This window comes from Vibrio sp. DNB22_10_4 (assembly GCF_052879755.1).
Genome location: NZ_JBNNXW010000001.1, coordinates 1,201,424 through 1,216,931 on the forward strand (window position 1 = coordinate 1,201,424; position 15,508 = coordinate 1,216,931).

At 46.0% G+C, this 15,508-nt stretch carries 16 protein-coding genes; 8 read left to right on the plus strand and 8 right to left on the minus strand.

Annotated features, from left to right (window positions below):
- Positions 1 to 139 precede the first annotated feature (139 nt).
- On the minus strand, positions 140 to 868 hold the full coding sequence (locus ACVA6Q_RS05180; RefSeq protein ID WP_446646751.1) for an oligogalacturonate-specific porin KdgM family protein: 729 nt from the start codon (positions 866 to 868) through the stop codon (positions 140 to 142).
- A gap of 626 nt (positions 869 to 1,494) precedes the next feature.
- Between ACVA6Q_RS05180 and ACVA6Q_RS05185 the strand changes: the two genes are divergently transcribed.
- On the plus strand, positions 1,495 to 3,111 hold the full coding sequence (locus tag ACVA6Q_RS05185; protein WP_446646752.1) for a polysaccharide lyase 6 family protein: 1,617 nt from the start codon (positions 1,495 to 1,497) through the stop codon (positions 3,109 to 3,111).
- Positions 3,112 to 3,237: 126 nt separating this feature from the next.
- Positions 3,238 to 3,984, plus strand: a complete 747-nt coding sequence (locus ACVA6Q_RS05190; RefSeq protein ID WP_446646753.1) for a nuclear transport factor 2 family protein — start codon at positions 3,238 to 3,240, stop codon at positions 3,982 to 3,984.
- Between the two features lie 179 nt (positions 3,985 to 4,163).
- Here the strand turns inward: ACVA6Q_RS05190 and ACVA6Q_RS05195 are convergent, their stop codons facing one another.
- The 3 genes from ACVA6Q_RS05195 to ACVA6Q_RS05205 form a co-directional block, all read right to left on the minus strand.
- Positions 4,164 to 5,045 (minus strand): NAD(P)-dependent oxidoreductase, encoded by an 882-nt coding sequence (locus ACVA6Q_RS05195; protein ID WP_446646754.1) that lies wholly within the window; start codon positions 5,043 to 5,045, stop codon positions 4,164 to 4,166.
- A 322-nt stretch (positions 5,046 to 5,367) separates the two neighbouring features.
- The gene (gene tdh, locus ACVA6Q_RS05200) at positions 5,368 to 6,399 is read right to left on the minus strand and encodes an L-threonine 3-dehydrogenase (protein WP_418642975.1); all 1,032 of its coding nucleotides are present in this window, start codon (positions 6,397 to 6,399) and stop codon (positions 5,368 to 5,370) included.
- A gap of 61 nt (positions 6,400 to 6,460) precedes the next feature.
- The gene (locus tag ACVA6Q_RS05205) at positions 6,461 to 7,657 is read right to left on the minus strand and encodes a glycine C-acetyltransferase (protein ID WP_353499221.1); all 1,197 of its coding nucleotides are present in this window, start codon (positions 7,655 to 7,657) and stop codon (positions 6,461 to 6,463) included.
- Between the two features lie 166 nt (positions 7,658 to 7,823).
- Between ACVA6Q_RS05205 and ACVA6Q_RS05210 the strand changes: the two genes are divergently transcribed.
- The 5 genes from ACVA6Q_RS05210 (at position 7,824) to ACVA6Q_RS05230 (ending at position 12,767) form a co-directional block, all read left to right on the plus strand.
- A complete protein-coding gene (locus ACVA6Q_RS05210) occupies positions 7,824 to 8,753 on the plus strand; it encodes a LysR family transcriptional regulator (protein WP_446646755.1) in 930 nt (309 codons plus the stop codon).
- A 9-nt stretch (positions 8,754 to 8,762) separates the two neighbouring features.
- On the plus strand, positions 8,763 to 9,155 hold the full coding sequence (gene gloA2 / locus ACVA6Q_RS05215) for an SMU1112c/YaeR family gloxylase I-like metalloprotein (RefSeq protein WP_418642976.1): 393 nt from the start codon (positions 8,763 to 8,765) through the stop codon (positions 9,153 to 9,155).
- 360 nt (positions 9,156 to 9,515) lie between these two features.
- Positions 9,516 to 10,610, plus strand: coding sequence for a pyruvate dehydrogenase (acetyl-transferring) E1 component subunit alpha (gene pdhA, locus ACVA6Q_RS05220; protein ID WP_446646756.1), 1,095 nt, complete (start codon positions 9,516 to 9,518; stop codon positions 10,608 to 10,610).
- Complete coding sequence (locus tag ACVA6Q_RS05225) at positions 10,603 to 11,631, plus strand: alpha-ketoacid dehydrogenase subunit beta (protein WP_446646757.1); 1,029 nt, start codon at positions 10,603 to 10,605, stop codon at positions 11,629 to 11,631. The genes pdhA and ACVA6Q_RS05225 overlap by 8 nt, the downstream gene beginning before the upstream one ends.
- Positions 11,628 to 12,767, plus strand: coding sequence for a dihydrolipoamide acetyltransferase family protein (locus tag ACVA6Q_RS05230; protein ID WP_446646758.1), 1,140 nt, complete (start codon positions 11,628 to 11,630; stop codon positions 12,765 to 12,767). The genes ACVA6Q_RS05225 and ACVA6Q_RS05230 overlap by 4 nt, the downstream gene beginning before the upstream one ends.
- 109 nt (positions 12,768 to 12,876) lie before the next feature.
- On the opposite strand, the gene ACVA6Q_RS05235 is transcribed toward ACVA6Q_RS05230, so the two are convergent.
- Genes ACVA6Q_RS05235 through ACVA6Q_RS05245 form a run of 3 tightly spaced genes read right to left on the minus strand, consistent with a single transcriptional unit; the run spans position 12,877 to position 14,086 of the window.
- A complete protein-coding gene (locus tag ACVA6Q_RS05235) occupies positions 12,877 to 13,242 on the minus strand; it encodes an MmcQ/YjbR family DNA-binding protein (protein ID WP_446646759.1) in 366 nt (121 codons plus the stop codon).
- 15 nt (positions 13,243 to 13,257) lie between these two features.
- Complete coding sequence (locus ACVA6Q_RS05240) at positions 13,258 to 13,695, minus strand: NUDIX hydrolase (protein WP_446646760.1); 438 nt, start codon at positions 13,693 to 13,695, stop codon at positions 13,258 to 13,260.
- On the minus strand, positions 13,688 to 14,086 hold the full coding sequence (locus ACVA6Q_RS05245) for an ACT domain-containing protein (protein WP_446646761.1): 399 nt from the start codon (positions 14,084 to 14,086) through the stop codon (positions 13,688 to 13,690). The genes ACVA6Q_RS05240 and ACVA6Q_RS05245 overlap by 8 nt, the downstream gene beginning before the upstream one ends.
- A gap of 193 nt (positions 14,087 to 14,279) precedes the next feature.
- Between ACVA6Q_RS05245 and ACVA6Q_RS05250 the strand changes: the two genes are divergently transcribed.
- Entirely contained in the window at positions 14,280 to 14,489 is a 210-nt protein-coding gene (locus ACVA6Q_RS05250; protein WP_112462747.1) for a hypothetical protein, read from the plus strand.
- Between the two features lie 59 nt (positions 14,490 to 14,548).
- On the opposite strand, the gene ACVA6Q_RS05255 is transcribed toward ACVA6Q_RS05250, so the two are convergent.
- The gene (locus tag ACVA6Q_RS05255; protein WP_446646762.1) at positions 14,549 to 15,493 is read right to left on the minus strand and encodes an electron transfer flavoprotein subunit alpha/FixB family protein; all 945 of its coding nucleotides are present in this window, start codon (positions 15,491 to 15,493) and stop codon (positions 14,549 to 14,551) included.
- Between the last annotated feature and the right edge of the window lie 15 nt (positions 15,494 to 15,508).

A 15,508-nucleotide genomic window follows, 5' to 3' on the forward strand; every position in this document is an offset into this window, starting at 1 on the left:
TTCGACATTATGCGAATAAACAACCACAAAGTTGACAACGGGAACCGTCACAAACGGCGCCTATATGGCTCCAGAAACAATAAAGGCTCTCATTGATGAGAGCCTTCGATAAAGACCAAGGTTAGCCTTTATGTTTCGCTTAGAAGCTGTACGTCAAACCGATACGGCTACGTAACTCACGCTTATCGCTAGTAGAGCTCACGTTTACATCACCAAATTCAACAGATGGTGTCCACTGACCCAGCTTCTTAGCGACTGTTGCATTTAGCTCATAGTTGGTGTCTTTGTTGTTGTATAGGTTGTAACCTTCTGCTTTGTAGTAGTTACCTTCAAAGCCAAAACGCCAGTCATCTAGAGCGTAGTTGATGTTTGCTGTAATACGGTGACGACGCTCATCTTTGCTTGCGTTTACAACTTGATCATAGCCACCCTGGTCGTTCTCTTCGTACGACGTAGACTCATTAGTGTGTTTAATATCGTAGCGGTAACGAGCACTCAGGCTTAAGCCATCAATACTGTCAACTTGATAAGTCGCACGAAGCTGAGGCTTGTACGTCATGCCCGCGCTACGACCTTCAATAGGCATACCGTACGTTAGAGTCCAGTTGTCGTTCAAAACATGACGGTAGTTCAAGCCAAGTTCCCAACCGTTGTTTTGCAGATCTTCCATAAACTTGCCGTTTTGGCCTTTGAACTTAGCTTCAATATCGACAAGGAAGTTGCCGATGTTATCCGCAAGCTTTACACGTGAAGCGTGCTGCTTAGTTTCGTTCTTATACTCATGACGTACGTTAAAAGAAGCTGCAGAAACGGCGGTTGTCGCAAGTAGAGTCGTAACTGCGATGGTTACTTTAGACAGGTTGTTCATAATCAAACCCTAATAGTTCTTGTGTTAATGTATGACAAATATATTAAGGGGTTTGAGAGAATTTATCTGTGATCTACATCACCAGGACTATGTGAACTAGCAGCTTGGATCGTGCTTGAAACCAATAAACCAATCCGTTAATCACTGATAAATAGCGATATTTTAGTAGTTCCACCTACAAACCAACAATAATCAAGCTGATTTCAATTCTGTGATGCAATACATATTATGCTCTCTGCTTTACTTTTATTTGTAATATTTTATATCTAACATGGCACTATTGTCATTTACAAAATCATTAAAAAACACACAATCAACCAACAAGCAACAGCTTTTGTACTCATTAAAAAGCGTATTTCTGCATTCAGTTAAAACGCTGCCACCCCTTACACAGCCCATGTTAGCTAGATATTCTCTGTGTAAAAGAGTCACGCATAAACCTTAACGAGTGACCAGCTTTGACTCGTTCAATCGCTACATGCGCCCCAAATCACAAACTTGAGATATTATACTACAATAATATAGTCAAAAACGATAGTATGATGCTGGCTCGTTGAAGCGCTCTTCAGTGGAAACAAGCCTCCCTTATGCTCGATAACTGCGAAGAACTAAAACGTGAGACTAATATGAAGAAAACACTTATTGCTGCCCTTATCGCTACTTCAATGACTATGGTCGGCTGCACGGCATCTGACACCACTTCATTAGTGAACGCTGAAGGTTCATTCAGCGCTAGCATCAATCTGAATGACCTTTCGAGAGAGATGCTCCTCGCTACTGACCGCTACACAATTGCCGATGGTGCATCGTTAGTTGAACAATCGTCTCAACAAGTTGACGAACTTAAGCAGCAACTTAAGAATGCCGAAAACGGAGCGACCATTACCCTACCCTCCGGTAAGTTTCCTAATCTTGGTGTCGTTACCATTACAGCCAACAACGTTACAATCAAATCTGAAACGGCAGGAGAAACATGGCTTACGGGCCTTGTCCAACTTGTCCTAGAGGGTGATGGTATTACGGTTGACGGCCTTGTATTTACTGAAGGCGGACCTGCAGAGCGATTTGGTGGCATTCGCATGATGGGTAACAACAACACCCTTGTGAACTCAACCTTCTATTACTTCAATCATGACTACGCCTATGAGCCTGATGAGCGTCGCTCTGAGTATCCAAAGTACTTATGGGTGTCACTATGGGGTAAAGACGGCAAGGTGATTAACAACCGCTTCGAAGGTAAACAGAAACGTGGCACATTAATTGGCGTCCAAAAGGATGACCAACCCGACAATCATCTGATTGCTGACAACATCTTCCTAGATCAGCAAAAAAATGTGTTCAACGAGCTCGATATCAAAGAATCGATCCGATACAACGGAAACAGCTGGGAGGCGATTCGTATTGGTGACTCAAAAGCGTCTCAGTGGCCTTCTAAGTCGAAATTTGTCAACAACCTTATGATCAATATGGATGGTGAGCGTGAGCTTATTTCAATCAAATCAGGAGAAAACCTGATTGCGGGCAACACCATCTTTGAAAGCGCATCGCTTATCTCGCTACGTCACGGCAAAGCAAACACGGTTGAAAGCAACATCATTCTTGGCAATGAAAAAAGACTAACCGGTGGTATGCGTATCTATGACGAAAATCATGTCATTAGCAATAACTACATCTCTGGTACCCGTGGCCGTGATGGTCTTATTGAGGGGAATGCTGACCTGCGTGGCGGCATTGTTATCAATACCGGTATTATCGATGTAGAGAACAACGAGGTACTTGATCAAAGCGTAAAAGGCAAAGAGCTCAATAAACAGTGGACGCCGAAAAACATTACCATCAACAACAATACGCTGGTAGATACTGAATGGGGCATTGTCTACGGAAACCAAACCCATCGCGTCAGTCTGTTTAACAACGATGTGGTTGAAACCGTCTTTACAGGCGTTGATGTTAGCTTCCAAAACAATGTGGTCGATAATACTAAAAATGCAGATTTCGTGAGCGTTCGTGCAGTTGCCGATCACCCACTGGTGAATGCAAGCTACAACAATGAAGTTTATGTGGGGACAGTCACTGAAGCATCGCAAATTGACAGTTTCAGCACTGAACTGCCGACATTTGTTTCGGAAAATGGCCTTATGGCATATGAAGATACAGGTGCCGACATAAGCAAACTTTCTGTTGTCACGGCAGAAACCGCTGGTCCTGATTATCAGTTGATCAATGCAGCCAAAGTAAAATAACAAACAACTTCTAGTGTAAGAAAGCCCGGTGGATACTGTTCACCGGGCTTTTTTTCATCACGAGTACAACAATATTCAACTAGGCTTAACCTTTGAATGTGTCGACGAAATGACAGGGGTTAACTGATGAGTCAGAAGCTGAACAATGCGACTAATTTATACATGGAAGGAATCCGTGATGGGCATGCTCGGATAGCCGTGACCAAATATACCGGTGCCCGTTATACCCAACACAGTACAGGCGTTAGAAACGGCATAGAGGGCTTTGTTGAGTTTTTTGAGCCATTTATTGAACGGTGCCACGACCGCGACATACGCGTTGTACGCTCGCTTGTCGATGGTCAATATGTGTTTGTGCAAGCGTATCAAAATATCAACAACGGCGAAGCATACTGGGTAACCACCGATTTATTTGATACCGACAATGATGACAAGATCATAGAGCATTGGGATGTAATATCAGCGTATGTAGAAAATTCAGACGCTAGCAGAGATCAAATCAGCGGCCCAACTGAGTCCATTGACGACGGTAGGACAGAAGACAACAAACTGTTAGTCCGAGATTTTTTGTGTGATGTGATGGTGTTAGGCCGAAAAGATAGCGCTAGCAGCTACGTAGATTTCGCAAGCCTTCCTATGCACGCCACTTTAGATGTTGATCCTGCCGAGAAATACGTTGGGAGCTACGATCAGGTATTCAAAATTGTCGGCCAAGGAAACATGGTCGTCGCCTATAGCCGTTTGATTTATGAAAACACAGAAATAGCTCGCTTCGATATATTTCGCATAGAGAACAAACAAATCGTCGAATGGTGGATTAATCAGGAGCCCGTCCCTCCCAAAAGCGAATGGGTTAACGGTGGGAAGTTTTAACGCCCAATAACTCCTTCAATAGCTGAGAGCCCGGATACAGTTACTTAAATGAAACTAGGCACACTACCCTTTCAAAAACTCAAGTTATATTGCAAACAAAACCCCCACTGATAGCATCAGCGGGGGTTTTATTTATTCGTTTCTTAGTGCGATATATAGCTCACACTAAGCAGCAACGATTACTTCTTTAGGTTAGTGAAGTAGTCGAAGATCACTGGAACGTCGTTTTGACCTAGGCCAGCATCAACCGCAGCTTGTAGGCTTGTAGAAGTACCTTGAGCGATTAGAGACTCAGTACCTAGCTCTTCACATAGTGCAAGGAAGTAGCCAAGGTCTTTGTTTGCGTTAGCAACAGAGAAACCTAATTTTTCTTCACCGTCGACTGCGTAGAACTTACAGAACTGCATGAATGGAGAGTTAGATGGACCCGCTGACATAATGTCAAACAGTTGCTGACCATCAACGCCTGCTAGCTTAGCTACAGCGAAAGCTTGAGACATAGTTGCAACTGTCGTCATACCCATGAAGTTGTTCACAAGCTTAGTCACGTGACCTGAACCTAGAGCACCTAGGTGGAATACGTTTTCGCCTTGCTCATCAAGAACTGGCTTAACTTTGTTGAACGTTTCGATGTCGCCAGCTGCCATGATGTTTAGAAGACCATCTTTCGCGTGAGCTGGAGTTCGGCCTAGAGGCGCATCGATCATGCCAGCGCCTTTTTCTGCAAGAGCAGCACCGATTTTCTTAGTTGAAGCTGGGATAGAAGTACCGAAGTCGATTAGCGTTTTGCCTTCAGTCATACCCGCTAGGATACCTGTTTCGCCGTATACTACTTTTTCTACAACTTCAGACGTTGTTAGACATAGCATTACGATGTCACTTTTCTCTGCCAACTCTTTACCAGAAGTTGCTTCAGATGCATTACCACGAGCTAGAACAGCTGCAACGGCATCTTTGTTCAGATCCATAACGTTAACTTCGTAACCACGGTTTTGAAGGTTCTCAACCATGTTGCCGCCCATAAGACCCAGACCGATGAAGCCGATGACAGGTTTAGTCATGTTCAATTCCTCTTTACGTACTATTGTATGATTAATTAATGTGAAGCATATAGATAAGTGCGGTTTAAATCAATCAAAAAACGACTTAAGAAAGAGTTTAAATAAGTAATGTGATATTGATTAGCTTAGCGAGTGGACAAACATTAATCAGAACTGTTGTGGCTACTGTTAGTAGACAACTGAGAGGTAGATAGTTTGAGGGTAGATCGAAGTCAAATGTCGTCTTCACAAAGGATAGACAAGGTAATAACTGATTAGCGTACAGTCGTGGTGTTCTCAGTGAAAGTGTCGTCCATATGAACGACACTTTACCTAAATCACACTATTCCCAATCGAGAATAACTTTACCAGACTGACCGCTACGCATAACATCGAAGCCTTCTTGGAAGTCATCAACCTTGTAGTGGTGAGTGATGATTGGTGTTAGATCTAGACCTGATTGAATCAAGCTCGCCATCTTATACCAAGTTTCGAACATCTCTCGACCGTAGATACCTTTGATCACAAGGCCTTTGAAGATAACTTGGTTCCAGTCGATACCCATATCTGATGGTGGAATACCTAAAAGTGCAATACGACCACCGTGGTTCATGGTTTCTAGCATTGAGCTGAATGCGGCTTGTACGCCAGACATTTCTAGACCTACATCGAAGCCTTCCGTCATGCCTAGTTCAGCCATCACGTCTTTTAGGTTTTCATTCGCTACGTTAACTGCGCGCGTTACACCCATCTTCTTAGCAAGGTCTAGACGGTATTCGTTTACGTCTGTGATAACCACGTGACGAGCACCAACGTGTTTTGCAACCGCTGCTGCCATAATACCGATTGGACCCGCACCAGTGATCAGTACGTCTTCGCCTACTAGGTCGAAAGAAAGCGCTGTGTGTACCGCGTTACCAAACGGGTCAAAGATAGACGCTAGGTCATCAGAGATACCTTCTGGGATCTTAAACGCGTTAAACGCAGGGATAACAAGGTACTCAGAGAATGCACCCGTGCGGTTAACACCCACACCCACTGTGTTGCGACATAGGTGAGTACGACCGCCACGACAGTTACGGCAGTGACCACAAGTGATGTGGCCTTCACCAGATACACGATCGCCAATTTCAAAGCCGCGGACTTCTTGACCGATACCAACGACTTCACCCACATATTCGTGTCCTACGACCATAGGTACAGGAATCGTGTTTTGTGACCATTCATCCCAGTTGTAGATATGGACATCAGTACCACAAATAGCGGTCTTTTTGATGCGGATTAGGATGTCGTTGTGACCAAGCTCAGGCTTGTCTACTTCGGTCATCCAGATGCCTTGTTCTGGCTTAAGCTTTGAAAGTGCTTTGATTTTCATAATATTTACCAAACTGCGCCCCGAGCCAAAAGCTCAGGGCAAAAAATCAATGAGAGAGCGATTACTTGATAAGACCCATGTCTTTACCCACTTCGATGAACGCATCGATAGCACGGTCTAGTTGCTCACGTGAGTGTGCTGCTGACATTTGAGTACGGATACGTGCTTGACCCTTAGGTACCACTGGGAAAGAGAAACCAATGACATAGATGCCTTTCTCTAGCGCACGCTCAGCAAACTCAGCTGCAACTTTCGCATCGCCTAGCATGATTGGAATGATCGCGTGGTCTGCACCACCCATAGTAAAGCCCGCGCCTTCCATACGAGTACGGAAGTGTGCCGCGTTTTCCCAAAGGTGGTCACGAAGGTCGCCACTCTCTTGTAGCAGGTCTAGAACGCGGATAGATGCGTTAACAATTGCCGGTGCTACTGAGTTAGAGAATAGGTATGGGCGAGAACGCTGACGCAACCAATCAATCACTTCTTTCTTACCAGAAGTATAGCCGCCTGACGCGCCGCCCATTGCTTTACCTAGCGTACCAGTGATGATGTCGATACGGTCAACCACGTCGTGGAACTCGTGAGTACCTGCGCCGTTTTTGCCCATAAAACCTACAGCGTGCGAATCATCAACCATAACCAGTGCGCCGTACTTGTCAGCAAGATCACAGATAGCTGGAAGGTTTGCGACTACGCCATCCATTGAAAAAACGCCGTCAGTCACGATAAGCTTGTGGCGAGCACCTGCTTCAGTCGCAGCGATAAGTTGCTCTTCAAGCTCAGCCATGTTGTTATTCGCGTAGCGGTAACGCATCGCTTTACATAGACGAACACCATCGATGATAGATGCATGGTTTAGTGCGTCAGAAATGATTGCATCTTCTTTTCCTAGAATAGTTTCGAACAGACCAGTGTTTGCATCGAAACAAGACGTGTAAAGAATCGTGTCTTCTTTACCTAGGAATGTAGACAGCTTCTGCTCAAGCTCTTTGTGAATGTCTTGAGTGCCACAGATAAAGCGTACCGACGCCATACCGAAACCATTTTTATCCATGCCCGCCTTACCCGCTTCGATAAGTGCTGGGTGGTTCGCAAGGCCAAGATAGTTGTTCGCACAGAAGTTAAGAACTTCTTCACCAGTTGAGATTTCAACAGCGGCTTGTTGTTGAGACGTGATGATACGCTCAGACTTGTACAAACCTTCCGCTTTTACTTCTTCAATCTGATCTTGGATTTGCTTATAAAACGAAGCAGACATAGTAGATTCCTTTTTCAATCCTATTTATCAATAGGTTATGTAGGGGATGAGACAGCCAAATTCTATTGATTGGTTGTATTTCACGAATGCCATCATTTTAGTTCATTGTGCTGCAAACGATTATCCCTTAACATGGAAAACCATTAGTGAATCTGAGGCACGAATAATGTTTAGCCAGAAGCTTATTGCTCTGCTGCCCGACTTAGCATCGTATATTTTGGTGGTCAACGAAGGCAGTTTTACCGCTGCAGCCAAGAAGTTAGGTGTCACACCCTCAGCACTCTCCAAGACAATCACTCGACTTGAAAACGCCCTATCAGTAAAGCTGTTTGAGCGAACCACTCGAAAGCTGGTCATTACTCAGGCTGGAAGAAAGGTTTATGATCAAAGCGTACTCATGGTTAACGCCGCTCAGCAAGCCATTGAAGTCTCTCAATCGGATCATGCTGAACCAAGTGGCTCTCTCACCATTGCGGCACCAGAAGCCTTTCTAAACTCTGTACTGCAGCCATTTATCGCCCCATTTTTGCAGCAATATCCAGAGCTCCAGCTCAAGGTGCGTGCTATTGATGGCAACTATGACTTGCTCAATTTAGGTATCGATGTTGCGTTCAAACTCACAGACAAGCCCGACGAGAACCTAGTGATGAAAGAGTTGGGTCCAACAAACTTGGTGCTTTGTGCCAGTCCAGATTACATCACTGCCAATGGCCTGCCTACTTCACCTAGCGAACTCGAACATCACGACTGCCTCTATTTGGCTGAAGTAGATAGAGACAATGTATGGGATTTTCTCAAAGATGATGATTTTCACACGGTCACTGTGTCCGGTCGCTACGCCATTAACCACTCTCAAATGCGTCTTAGTGGTGTGAAACAGGGTCTGGGTATCGGTATTTTTCATGACTTCGTGATAAAAGAATCACTTGATGATGGAAGCGTAGTCCCCGTACTTCCTGATTGGACTATAAAAAGTAACTACCATGGGGCGATTGCAATGCAGTATGCCCAGACCAAGTACATGCCGGCAAGACTGCGCGTCTTCATAGACTATGTAGCCCGCGAGCTGCCCTCTAAACTTATCAAACACAACTAGGATCCGACTATGCTCAAAGGAACACATCACATCGCCATCATTTGTTCTGATTACCCAAGGTCGAAGCATTTCTATACCGAAGTTTTGGGGTTAAGCGTATTGGCAGAGAACTTCCGCGAGGCACGTGATTCTTATAAACTCGATCTCGAATTACCAGATGGAACACAGATAGAATTGTTCTCTTTTCCTGGCTCGCCGCCACGCCCAAGCTTTCCTGAAGCACAAGGGTTAAGGCACCTTGCCTTTGTAGTTGATGATATTGACCAAGCTGTGAGCAAGCTGGTCAGTCACGGGGTTGCTGTTGAGCCCATTCGAATCGATGAATATACAGGTAAGCGCTACACCTTCTTCCAAGATCCAGACGGACTGCCTTTAGAGCTCTGCGAAGAAGTGACATTGTAACCGCCCTTCTGTCATCAAACGATAAAGAGGCCAACTACATTGGCCTTTTTTGCCCAAACCTCGATCACTTTATTCGTTTTTCTCCAAGCTCTCATTCAGTATCATATTTCAGTTCGAAAGATTTCACCCTTTAAAAACCAGAATATTAAACTAGTAATAAGTCATATGTTAGCATTTAACATCTAAAGATTAGTCCTGTAAGGTTTTATTTACTAAAAATCCATTTCTCTTTTGAAGCAAAATTTAACAATTTGTTTACACTTATAGTATCCAAGCGTTTGAAACATTGCGTATAAACACGTACTGGTTTCAGCCTTATCGACATCACTCTTATCCAGAGTATGTGAAAAGGAGTTCGAGATGAACGTACAAGCATTACCCATGCATCGTTTTATCGACTACCAAGGACACTTAGTTAGCTCTCTACCCGATTGGGCTGACGAAGCAACCCTAAAGAAGCTGTACCGCGACATGGTAGTCGCAAGAACGTACGATGCTAAAGCCGTTGCCCTTCAACGCACCGGCAAACTCGGTACCTACCCTTCGCACCTTGGTGCCGAAGCAATAGGTATCGCCATTGGCCACGCCCTTTCTCACCGAGATGTTTTCATTCCCTACTATCGCGACATGCCTGCCATGTGGGTTCGCGGCATTCCCATGGAAAAAAACCTACAATATTGGGGCGGTGACGAACGCGGTAGCGATTTTGAGTTCACCAATAGTGATAACCCATGTACCGACCTCCCTTTTTGTGTCCCAATAGCCACGCAATGTACTCACGCCGTCGGTGTTGCTGCTGCGTTAAAGATTAAAGGCAATCACGATGTCGCGTTGGTGACGTGCGGCGATGGCGCCACTTCAAAAGGTGACTTTTTAGAATCCATTAATTGCGCAGGGGCTTGGAACATCCCTTTGGTGTTTGTAGTGAACAACAACCAATGGGCAATCTCAGTCCCGAGGGCACTGCAATGCGGAGCGGAATTTCTCGCAGACAAGGCACAAGGCGCGGGTATTCCCGGGCTTAAAGTCGATGGTAACGATGTCATCGCCATGTTAGATGCTATCAGCATCGCTATTTCCAATGCACGTAAAGGCAAAGGTGCAACTCTTATTGAAGCTATAAGCTATCGACTCAGCGATCACACCACTGCCGATGACGCAACTCGTTATCGTAGTGACGACGAACTTGATACCGCATGGGAATATGAGCCCATTCAACGACTGAAAACCTTCTTGGAATCGCAAGGATGGTGGCAAGATTCTGATGAAGATCTGCTTATCACGGAAAGCAAAAAACAGGTTGAGGAAGCCGTCGCTCGCTATCTCAATACCCCACCCCAAGCACCAGAAACCGCCTTTGATTATCTCTACGAGCAACCAACCAAAGAACTTCGCCCACAACGCGATGAGCTCATCAACAAATCGATGCGCATGCAAGGAGGACAACATGGCTGATCAACTGCATATTGAGCCCCTAGCAAGCCCTATCGCCTCAGTGGAGTCCACACTGGTCGATGCGGTGAACTTAGCTCTCCATCATGAAATGGGCAGAGACAAACGCGTAGTACTGCTTGGAGAGGATGTTGGCGATAACGGCGGCGTATTCAGAGCTACAGTTGGCCTTAAAGAACGCTTTGGGCTGAAACGCGTTATCGATACACCGCTCGCCGAAGCGCTCATCGGCGGCGTTGCTGTGGGCATGGCGACTCAAGGCCTTCGACCTATTGCTGAATTCCAGTTTCAAGGGTTCGTGTTTCCTGCGATGGAACACATCATTTGTCATGCTGCCCGAATGCGTAATCGCACCCGCGGGCGTCTGTCTTGCCCAATTGTCTTTCGCGCGCCATTTGGTGGTGGCATACATGCGCCAGAGCATCACTCCGAAAGTGTCGAAGCTCTGTTTGCGCATATTCCGGGGCTTAGGGTCGTTATTCCGTCATCACCACAACGAGCCTATGGCTTGCTGTTGTCGGCGATACGCTGCAACGATCCCGTGATGTTCTTTGAGCCCAAACGTATCTATCGCACCGTTAAATCAAATGTGGTTGATAATGGCGAAGCCCTGCCTCTTGATACTTGCTACACCCTTCGAAAAGGACGGGATTTAACGCTCGTGACTTGGGGAGCCTGTGTTGTTGAGTCACTTCAGGCAGCAGATACACTATCTAAAGCAGGTATCGAGGTGGAAGTTATTGATCTAGCTAGCATCAAACCCATTGATATGGAGACGATACTAAAGTCACTTGAGAAAACGGGTCGATTGCTTGTAGTTCATGAAGCAAGCAGAAGTTGCGGCGTAGGCGCTGAAATTATTACTCGCACTTCAGAGCAAGCCATGTGCATGCTCAAAGCGCCGCCTAAACGAGTAACAGGCCTTGATACCGTGATGCCTTACTACAAAAACGAAGACTACTTTTTGATCCAAGAGGCCGACATCGTACAAGCAGCAAGAGAGCTAGTGGAGGGCTGGAAATGAAGTCATTTTTGCTACCAGACTTAGGGGAAGGACTCGCTGAATCGGAGATTGTCGAGTGGCATGTGAACGTCGGCGACGATGTCGATTTAGACCAAGTCATCCTTACCGTTGAGACCGCTAAAGCCGTTGTCGAAGTCCCCGCGCCGTACAGCGGAAAAATCGTCAAACGTTATGGCGAAGAAGGTGATGTCATCAGTATTGGCAGCCTATTGATTGAAATCGAAGAGGCGGTCACGGAAGGCGCTAGCCTCAATGGTTCATCAAACACCAACGATGCTGCAACTGTGGTTGGCAATGTCTCCAGCCATACTCATCATGTCGAAGTCGATGACTTTTGGGTCGGCGCAGCACACCATAACGCCGAGGAGAACTCGATCACAGCCATGCCCTCTGCTCGGCTTCTAGCCAAAAAGCTCGGAATTGATCTACTGCGCGTCAAAGGCAGTGGCCAAGATGGCGTGATCACAGACAATGACATTTACGATCAAATAGACAAACAAGCCCCCGGCACGGAAGTTCTCAAAGGCGCACGTCGAACCATGGTTGGTACCATGGCGCAGTCGCACCACTCCGTTGCTTCTGTCACTATCACCGAAGAAGCCATGCTAGACAACTGGCAAAATGACGAAGACATCTCAGGAAGACTCATCAAAGCCGTGGTGCATGCATGCCAAACAGAGCCGGCACTGAATGCGTGGTTCGATGCAGAAACCATGACCCGATGCGTCCATTCCAACGTAAACATTGGTATTGCCGTAGACAGTAGCCATGGGCTCTATGTCCCAGTGCTCAGAAACGCCAATGAATACGATCAAGCAGGCATCCGCCACTGGTTAAATGAAACCGTCCAAGGCATAAGAGCCAGACGCATTGGAAGAGAGCAGTTGCAACACGCCACCATCACGCTTTCTAACTTTGGTGCTATCGCTGGGATATTCGCGACACCAGTGGTGACGCCACCTCAGGTCGCGATCGTGGGTGCGGGTCGAATTATTGAGAAGGTTATTATTCTGGATGGGCAAGCGGTTGGAGTTAAAGCGTTACCGCTTTCGATAACTTTTGACCATAGGGCGTGTACAGGTGGTGAAGCCGCTCGCTTCGTTAAGGTGTTGGTGGAGCACTTACAGCAAGGTTAACTAGGCGCATTGGGCACTCTCAGTGTGCCCGTCATTCCCTTGCAAAAGGGAATTTCGTACAGCGTTTTTAGGGTTTGTAGAGATGACTTTGTCTGAGTGTTTTTGTGAGTCACTCCACAACGATCCCTAGCTCCACTCTCTTTCGCTTACTCAGCCCCATAGACACAATTTTGTATGACTCGCTGATGTAGTAGCGCAGCTCCTCGTCTAAATGACCGCTGGTATCTGTCTGCTGAATCCACTTCATTCCACGATTGGCAAAGTACGGTGCCGGTCGGTATCCTTCGTTATCTGAGAGAAAATCGAAGTTGAGATCCGAAGTTTTGAAGATATAAGCCTCACTCCCCTCCTTACTCCAGCCACCAATCGCAAACACCTTTCCGCCCACTTTCCACACATGCGCGTCACCCCACTGAACAACATGGGAGGTTGCCGTAAGGGAACCACAATACTCATTAAACTCATCGTATTTCATTGAATGTCCTTTTCATCAACTCATCTCTTGTAACATAGACAGAATACCGTCTGGGTAAACAGGAATAGATCCATTGATAACATAGTCTTCGCGCACCCATCTTACGGTAAATTCAACGCCGTTCGTTTCTATACCTTTAAAATATTCTCTGTTCATTAGCTCTGAGTCTTCTAGTTTGCCTTCGAAGACAAAGACCACTTCATGCCCTGGAACGCCATCGAACATGAACCTATTCTCACTAACACCCAATAAACGTAATCCAAAAACATCCGCTCCTATTTCTTCACGAACTTCACGAATAGCCGCTTGTTCTGCGAGTTCTCCAAACTCAACGCCGCCTCCAATCGGCATAAGGTAGTGCTCATCTTTGGTCGGATCATAGCCTTCAGCGAGCAATATTTTTCTATCCTGTCGACAAATACAGACTGCTTTTACCCGAATTGACTTACTCACTAAGGAACTCCTTAAGCGCAGCGAGCGCCGCATCTGCTTTGGAAGATTGAACAAAGATATGGTCATGATAATAAGCCGCGACCACGTTGGCGCTAATATCCCGTTCCGCAAGTTTTTTGGATACCGCTGCCGTTAAGCCGACCGCCGCAAGACTGGAGTGAACGTTCAAGGTGATCATTCTAAACAGCCCTTCATAATCGAGCTCAGCTTGCTCTGCCTGAAGCTTTGGAAGTATTAATGTCAAACCTTCCTGTTCTTTAAACGAACCTAAGATATCGAGCATAAGGTACTCTGCCAGTGATCCTTCAACGGAACAAAACACAAATTCACCGTCGACTAAACTTGGCTCCATTGATGCGAGTAGCTGTTCTAAATCGGTAATTCCTGACATCGTTTTCCCTTAGCATTTCAACATATTTTCAACATGTTGCGCTTCACAAACGCCTACGGCAAGCATCGATAACTCAAAGTATTTGCACCATCACGAAACCGCCGTCGTCCGTATGATATAGTCGCTGCCTTCGAAGCAATTGGAACACCCGCTCCAATTCGATGGTATTAATATAGGGAGGAAACCACTCGTTTTGAATAGAGAATCAAAGCTACTCGTTGTCGCAATCGCTATCGCTGTTCTCAACATAGTGTCACATCTTTTGTTGTCGAAGTTCTTCGCTGAGTATTCGTGGGTCGAAATGTCTTTGGCTTCGATACCCTTCATCATGATGTTGATGTGTGTTTTTGCGGTTCGCTACGCCGCCAAAACATTAAAGGAAAGCGACAAAGAAGAAGGCTAAGATTGCTTGCAACAAAGCTTAGCCCTTGCAGGTGGTGTGTTTGAACAATGAAAGATAGGCTAAGGCAGCTTATCAATCAGCTCCGGCATGATCTCGAATAAGTCTCCAACTAACCCATAATCTGCCACCTCAAAGATCGCCGCATCTGGGTCACTATTGATCGCCACGATAACCTTCGAGTCCTTCATCCCCGCCATGTGTTGAATAGCTCCGGAGATACCAATGGCAATATAGAGCTCAGGAGCAACAATTTTGCCTGTCTGACCGACTTGCAGGTCGTTAGAAACAAAACCTGCGTCGACCGCTGCTCTTGATGCGCCAATGGCACCACCCAGCTTGTCGGCTAAGCGCTCAACCAAAGCAAAATTCTCTTTACTGCCTAGACCTCGACCTCCTGATATAACTACTTTTGCCGACGACAAGTCGGGACGCTCTGATATCGTCTGTTGAGAATCTACAAAGCTAGCCAGAATTTGGTGAGAAGCCTGTGGCTCTAGCACTTCAACTGATGTATTTTCCTGGCTATCCTCACGAGCTGAATCAAACGCTGAGCCACGAATCGTCATTACCAACTTAGAGTCGTTCGACTTTACACGAGCTAATGCGTTACCCGCATAAATTGGGCGAATAACAGTATCTGGTGATTCGATATTAATCACGTCTGACAACTGCCCAACATCAAGCAGCGCGGCCACTCTCGGCATCAGATTTTTGCCAAATGTTGTTGCGGGTGCGAGAAAATGAGTAAACGCCTCGCTTAACTCCACAATGATAGGAGCAACATCTTCAGCGGTGGGATGTGTGAATTGCGCGCTATCGACACGGAATACCTGCGTTACTCCCTCCACCTTTGATAAGCTTTCCGCCATTGCTGTAACTTGGTGGCCAACTACAAGAACAGAGATATCACCGCCAATCTTCCTTGCAGCATAGAGTGTTTTCAACGTGTCCGCCGCGATATTGTTATTAACGTGCTCGGCAATAACCAGTGTTTTAGTCTCCATGATTTATCCTCCCCT

What these genes read in the sequence shown, in the direction of transcription:
- ACVA6Q_RS05190 (WP_446646753.1), top strand. Translation starts at nt 3,238, where the DNA reads ATGAGTCAGAAGCTGAACAATGCGACTAATTTATACATGGAAGGAATC.
- ACVA6Q_RS05195 (WP_446646754.1), bottom strand. Translation starts at nt 5,045, where the DNA reads ATGACTAAACCTGTCATCGGCTTCATCGGTCTGGGTCTTATGGGCGGC.
- ACVA6Q_RS05210 (WP_446646755.1), top strand. Translation starts at nt 7,824, where the DNA reads ATGTTTAGCCAGAAGCTTATTGCTCTGCTGCCCGACTTAGCATCGTAT.
- ACVA6Q_RS05230 (WP_446646758.1), top strand. Translation starts at nt 11,628, where the DNA reads ATGAAGTCATTTTTGCTACCAGACTTAGGGGAAGGACTCGCTGAATCG.
- ACVA6Q_RS05255 (WP_446646762.1), bottom strand. Translation starts at nt 15,493, where the DNA reads ATGGAGACTAAAACACTGGTTATTGCCGAGCACGTTAATAACAATATC.
- ACVA6Q_RS05245 (WP_446646761.1), bottom strand. Translation starts at nt 14,086, where the DNA reads ATGTCAGGAATTACCGATTTAGAACAGCTACTCGCATCAATGGAGCCA.
- pdhA (WP_446646756.1), top strand. Translation starts at nt 9,516, where the DNA reads ATGAACGTACAAGCATTACCCATGCATCGTTTTATCGACTACCAAGGA.
- ACVA6Q_RS05225 (WP_446646757.1), top strand. Translation starts at nt 10,603, where the DNA reads ATGGCTGATCAACTGCATATTGAGCCCCTAGCAAGCCCTATCGCCTCA.
- ACVA6Q_RS05235 (WP_446646759.1), bottom strand. Translation starts at nt 13,242, where the DNA reads ATGAAATACGATGAGTTTAATGAGTATTGTGGTTCCCTTACGGCAACC.
- ACVA6Q_RS05185 (WP_446646752.1), top strand. Translation starts at nt 1,495, where the DNA reads ATGAAGAAAACACTTATTGCTGCCCTTATCGCTACTTCAATGACTATG.
- ACVA6Q_RS05180 (WP_446646751.1), bottom strand. Translation starts at nt 868, where the DNA reads ATGAACAACCTGTCTAAAGTAACCATCGCAGTTACGACTCTACTTGCG.
- ACVA6Q_RS05205 (WP_353499221.1), bottom strand. Translation starts at nt 7,657, where the DNA reads ATGTCTGCTTCGTTTTATAAGCAAATCCAAGATCAGATTGAAGAAGTA.
- tdh (WP_418642975.1), bottom strand. Translation starts at nt 6,399, where the DNA reads ATGAAAATCAAAGCACTTTCAAAGCTTAAGCCAGAACAAGGCATCTGG.
- gloA2 (WP_418642976.1), top strand. Translation starts at nt 8,763, where the DNA reads ATGCTCAAAGGAACACATCACATCGCCATCATTTGTTCTGATTACCCA.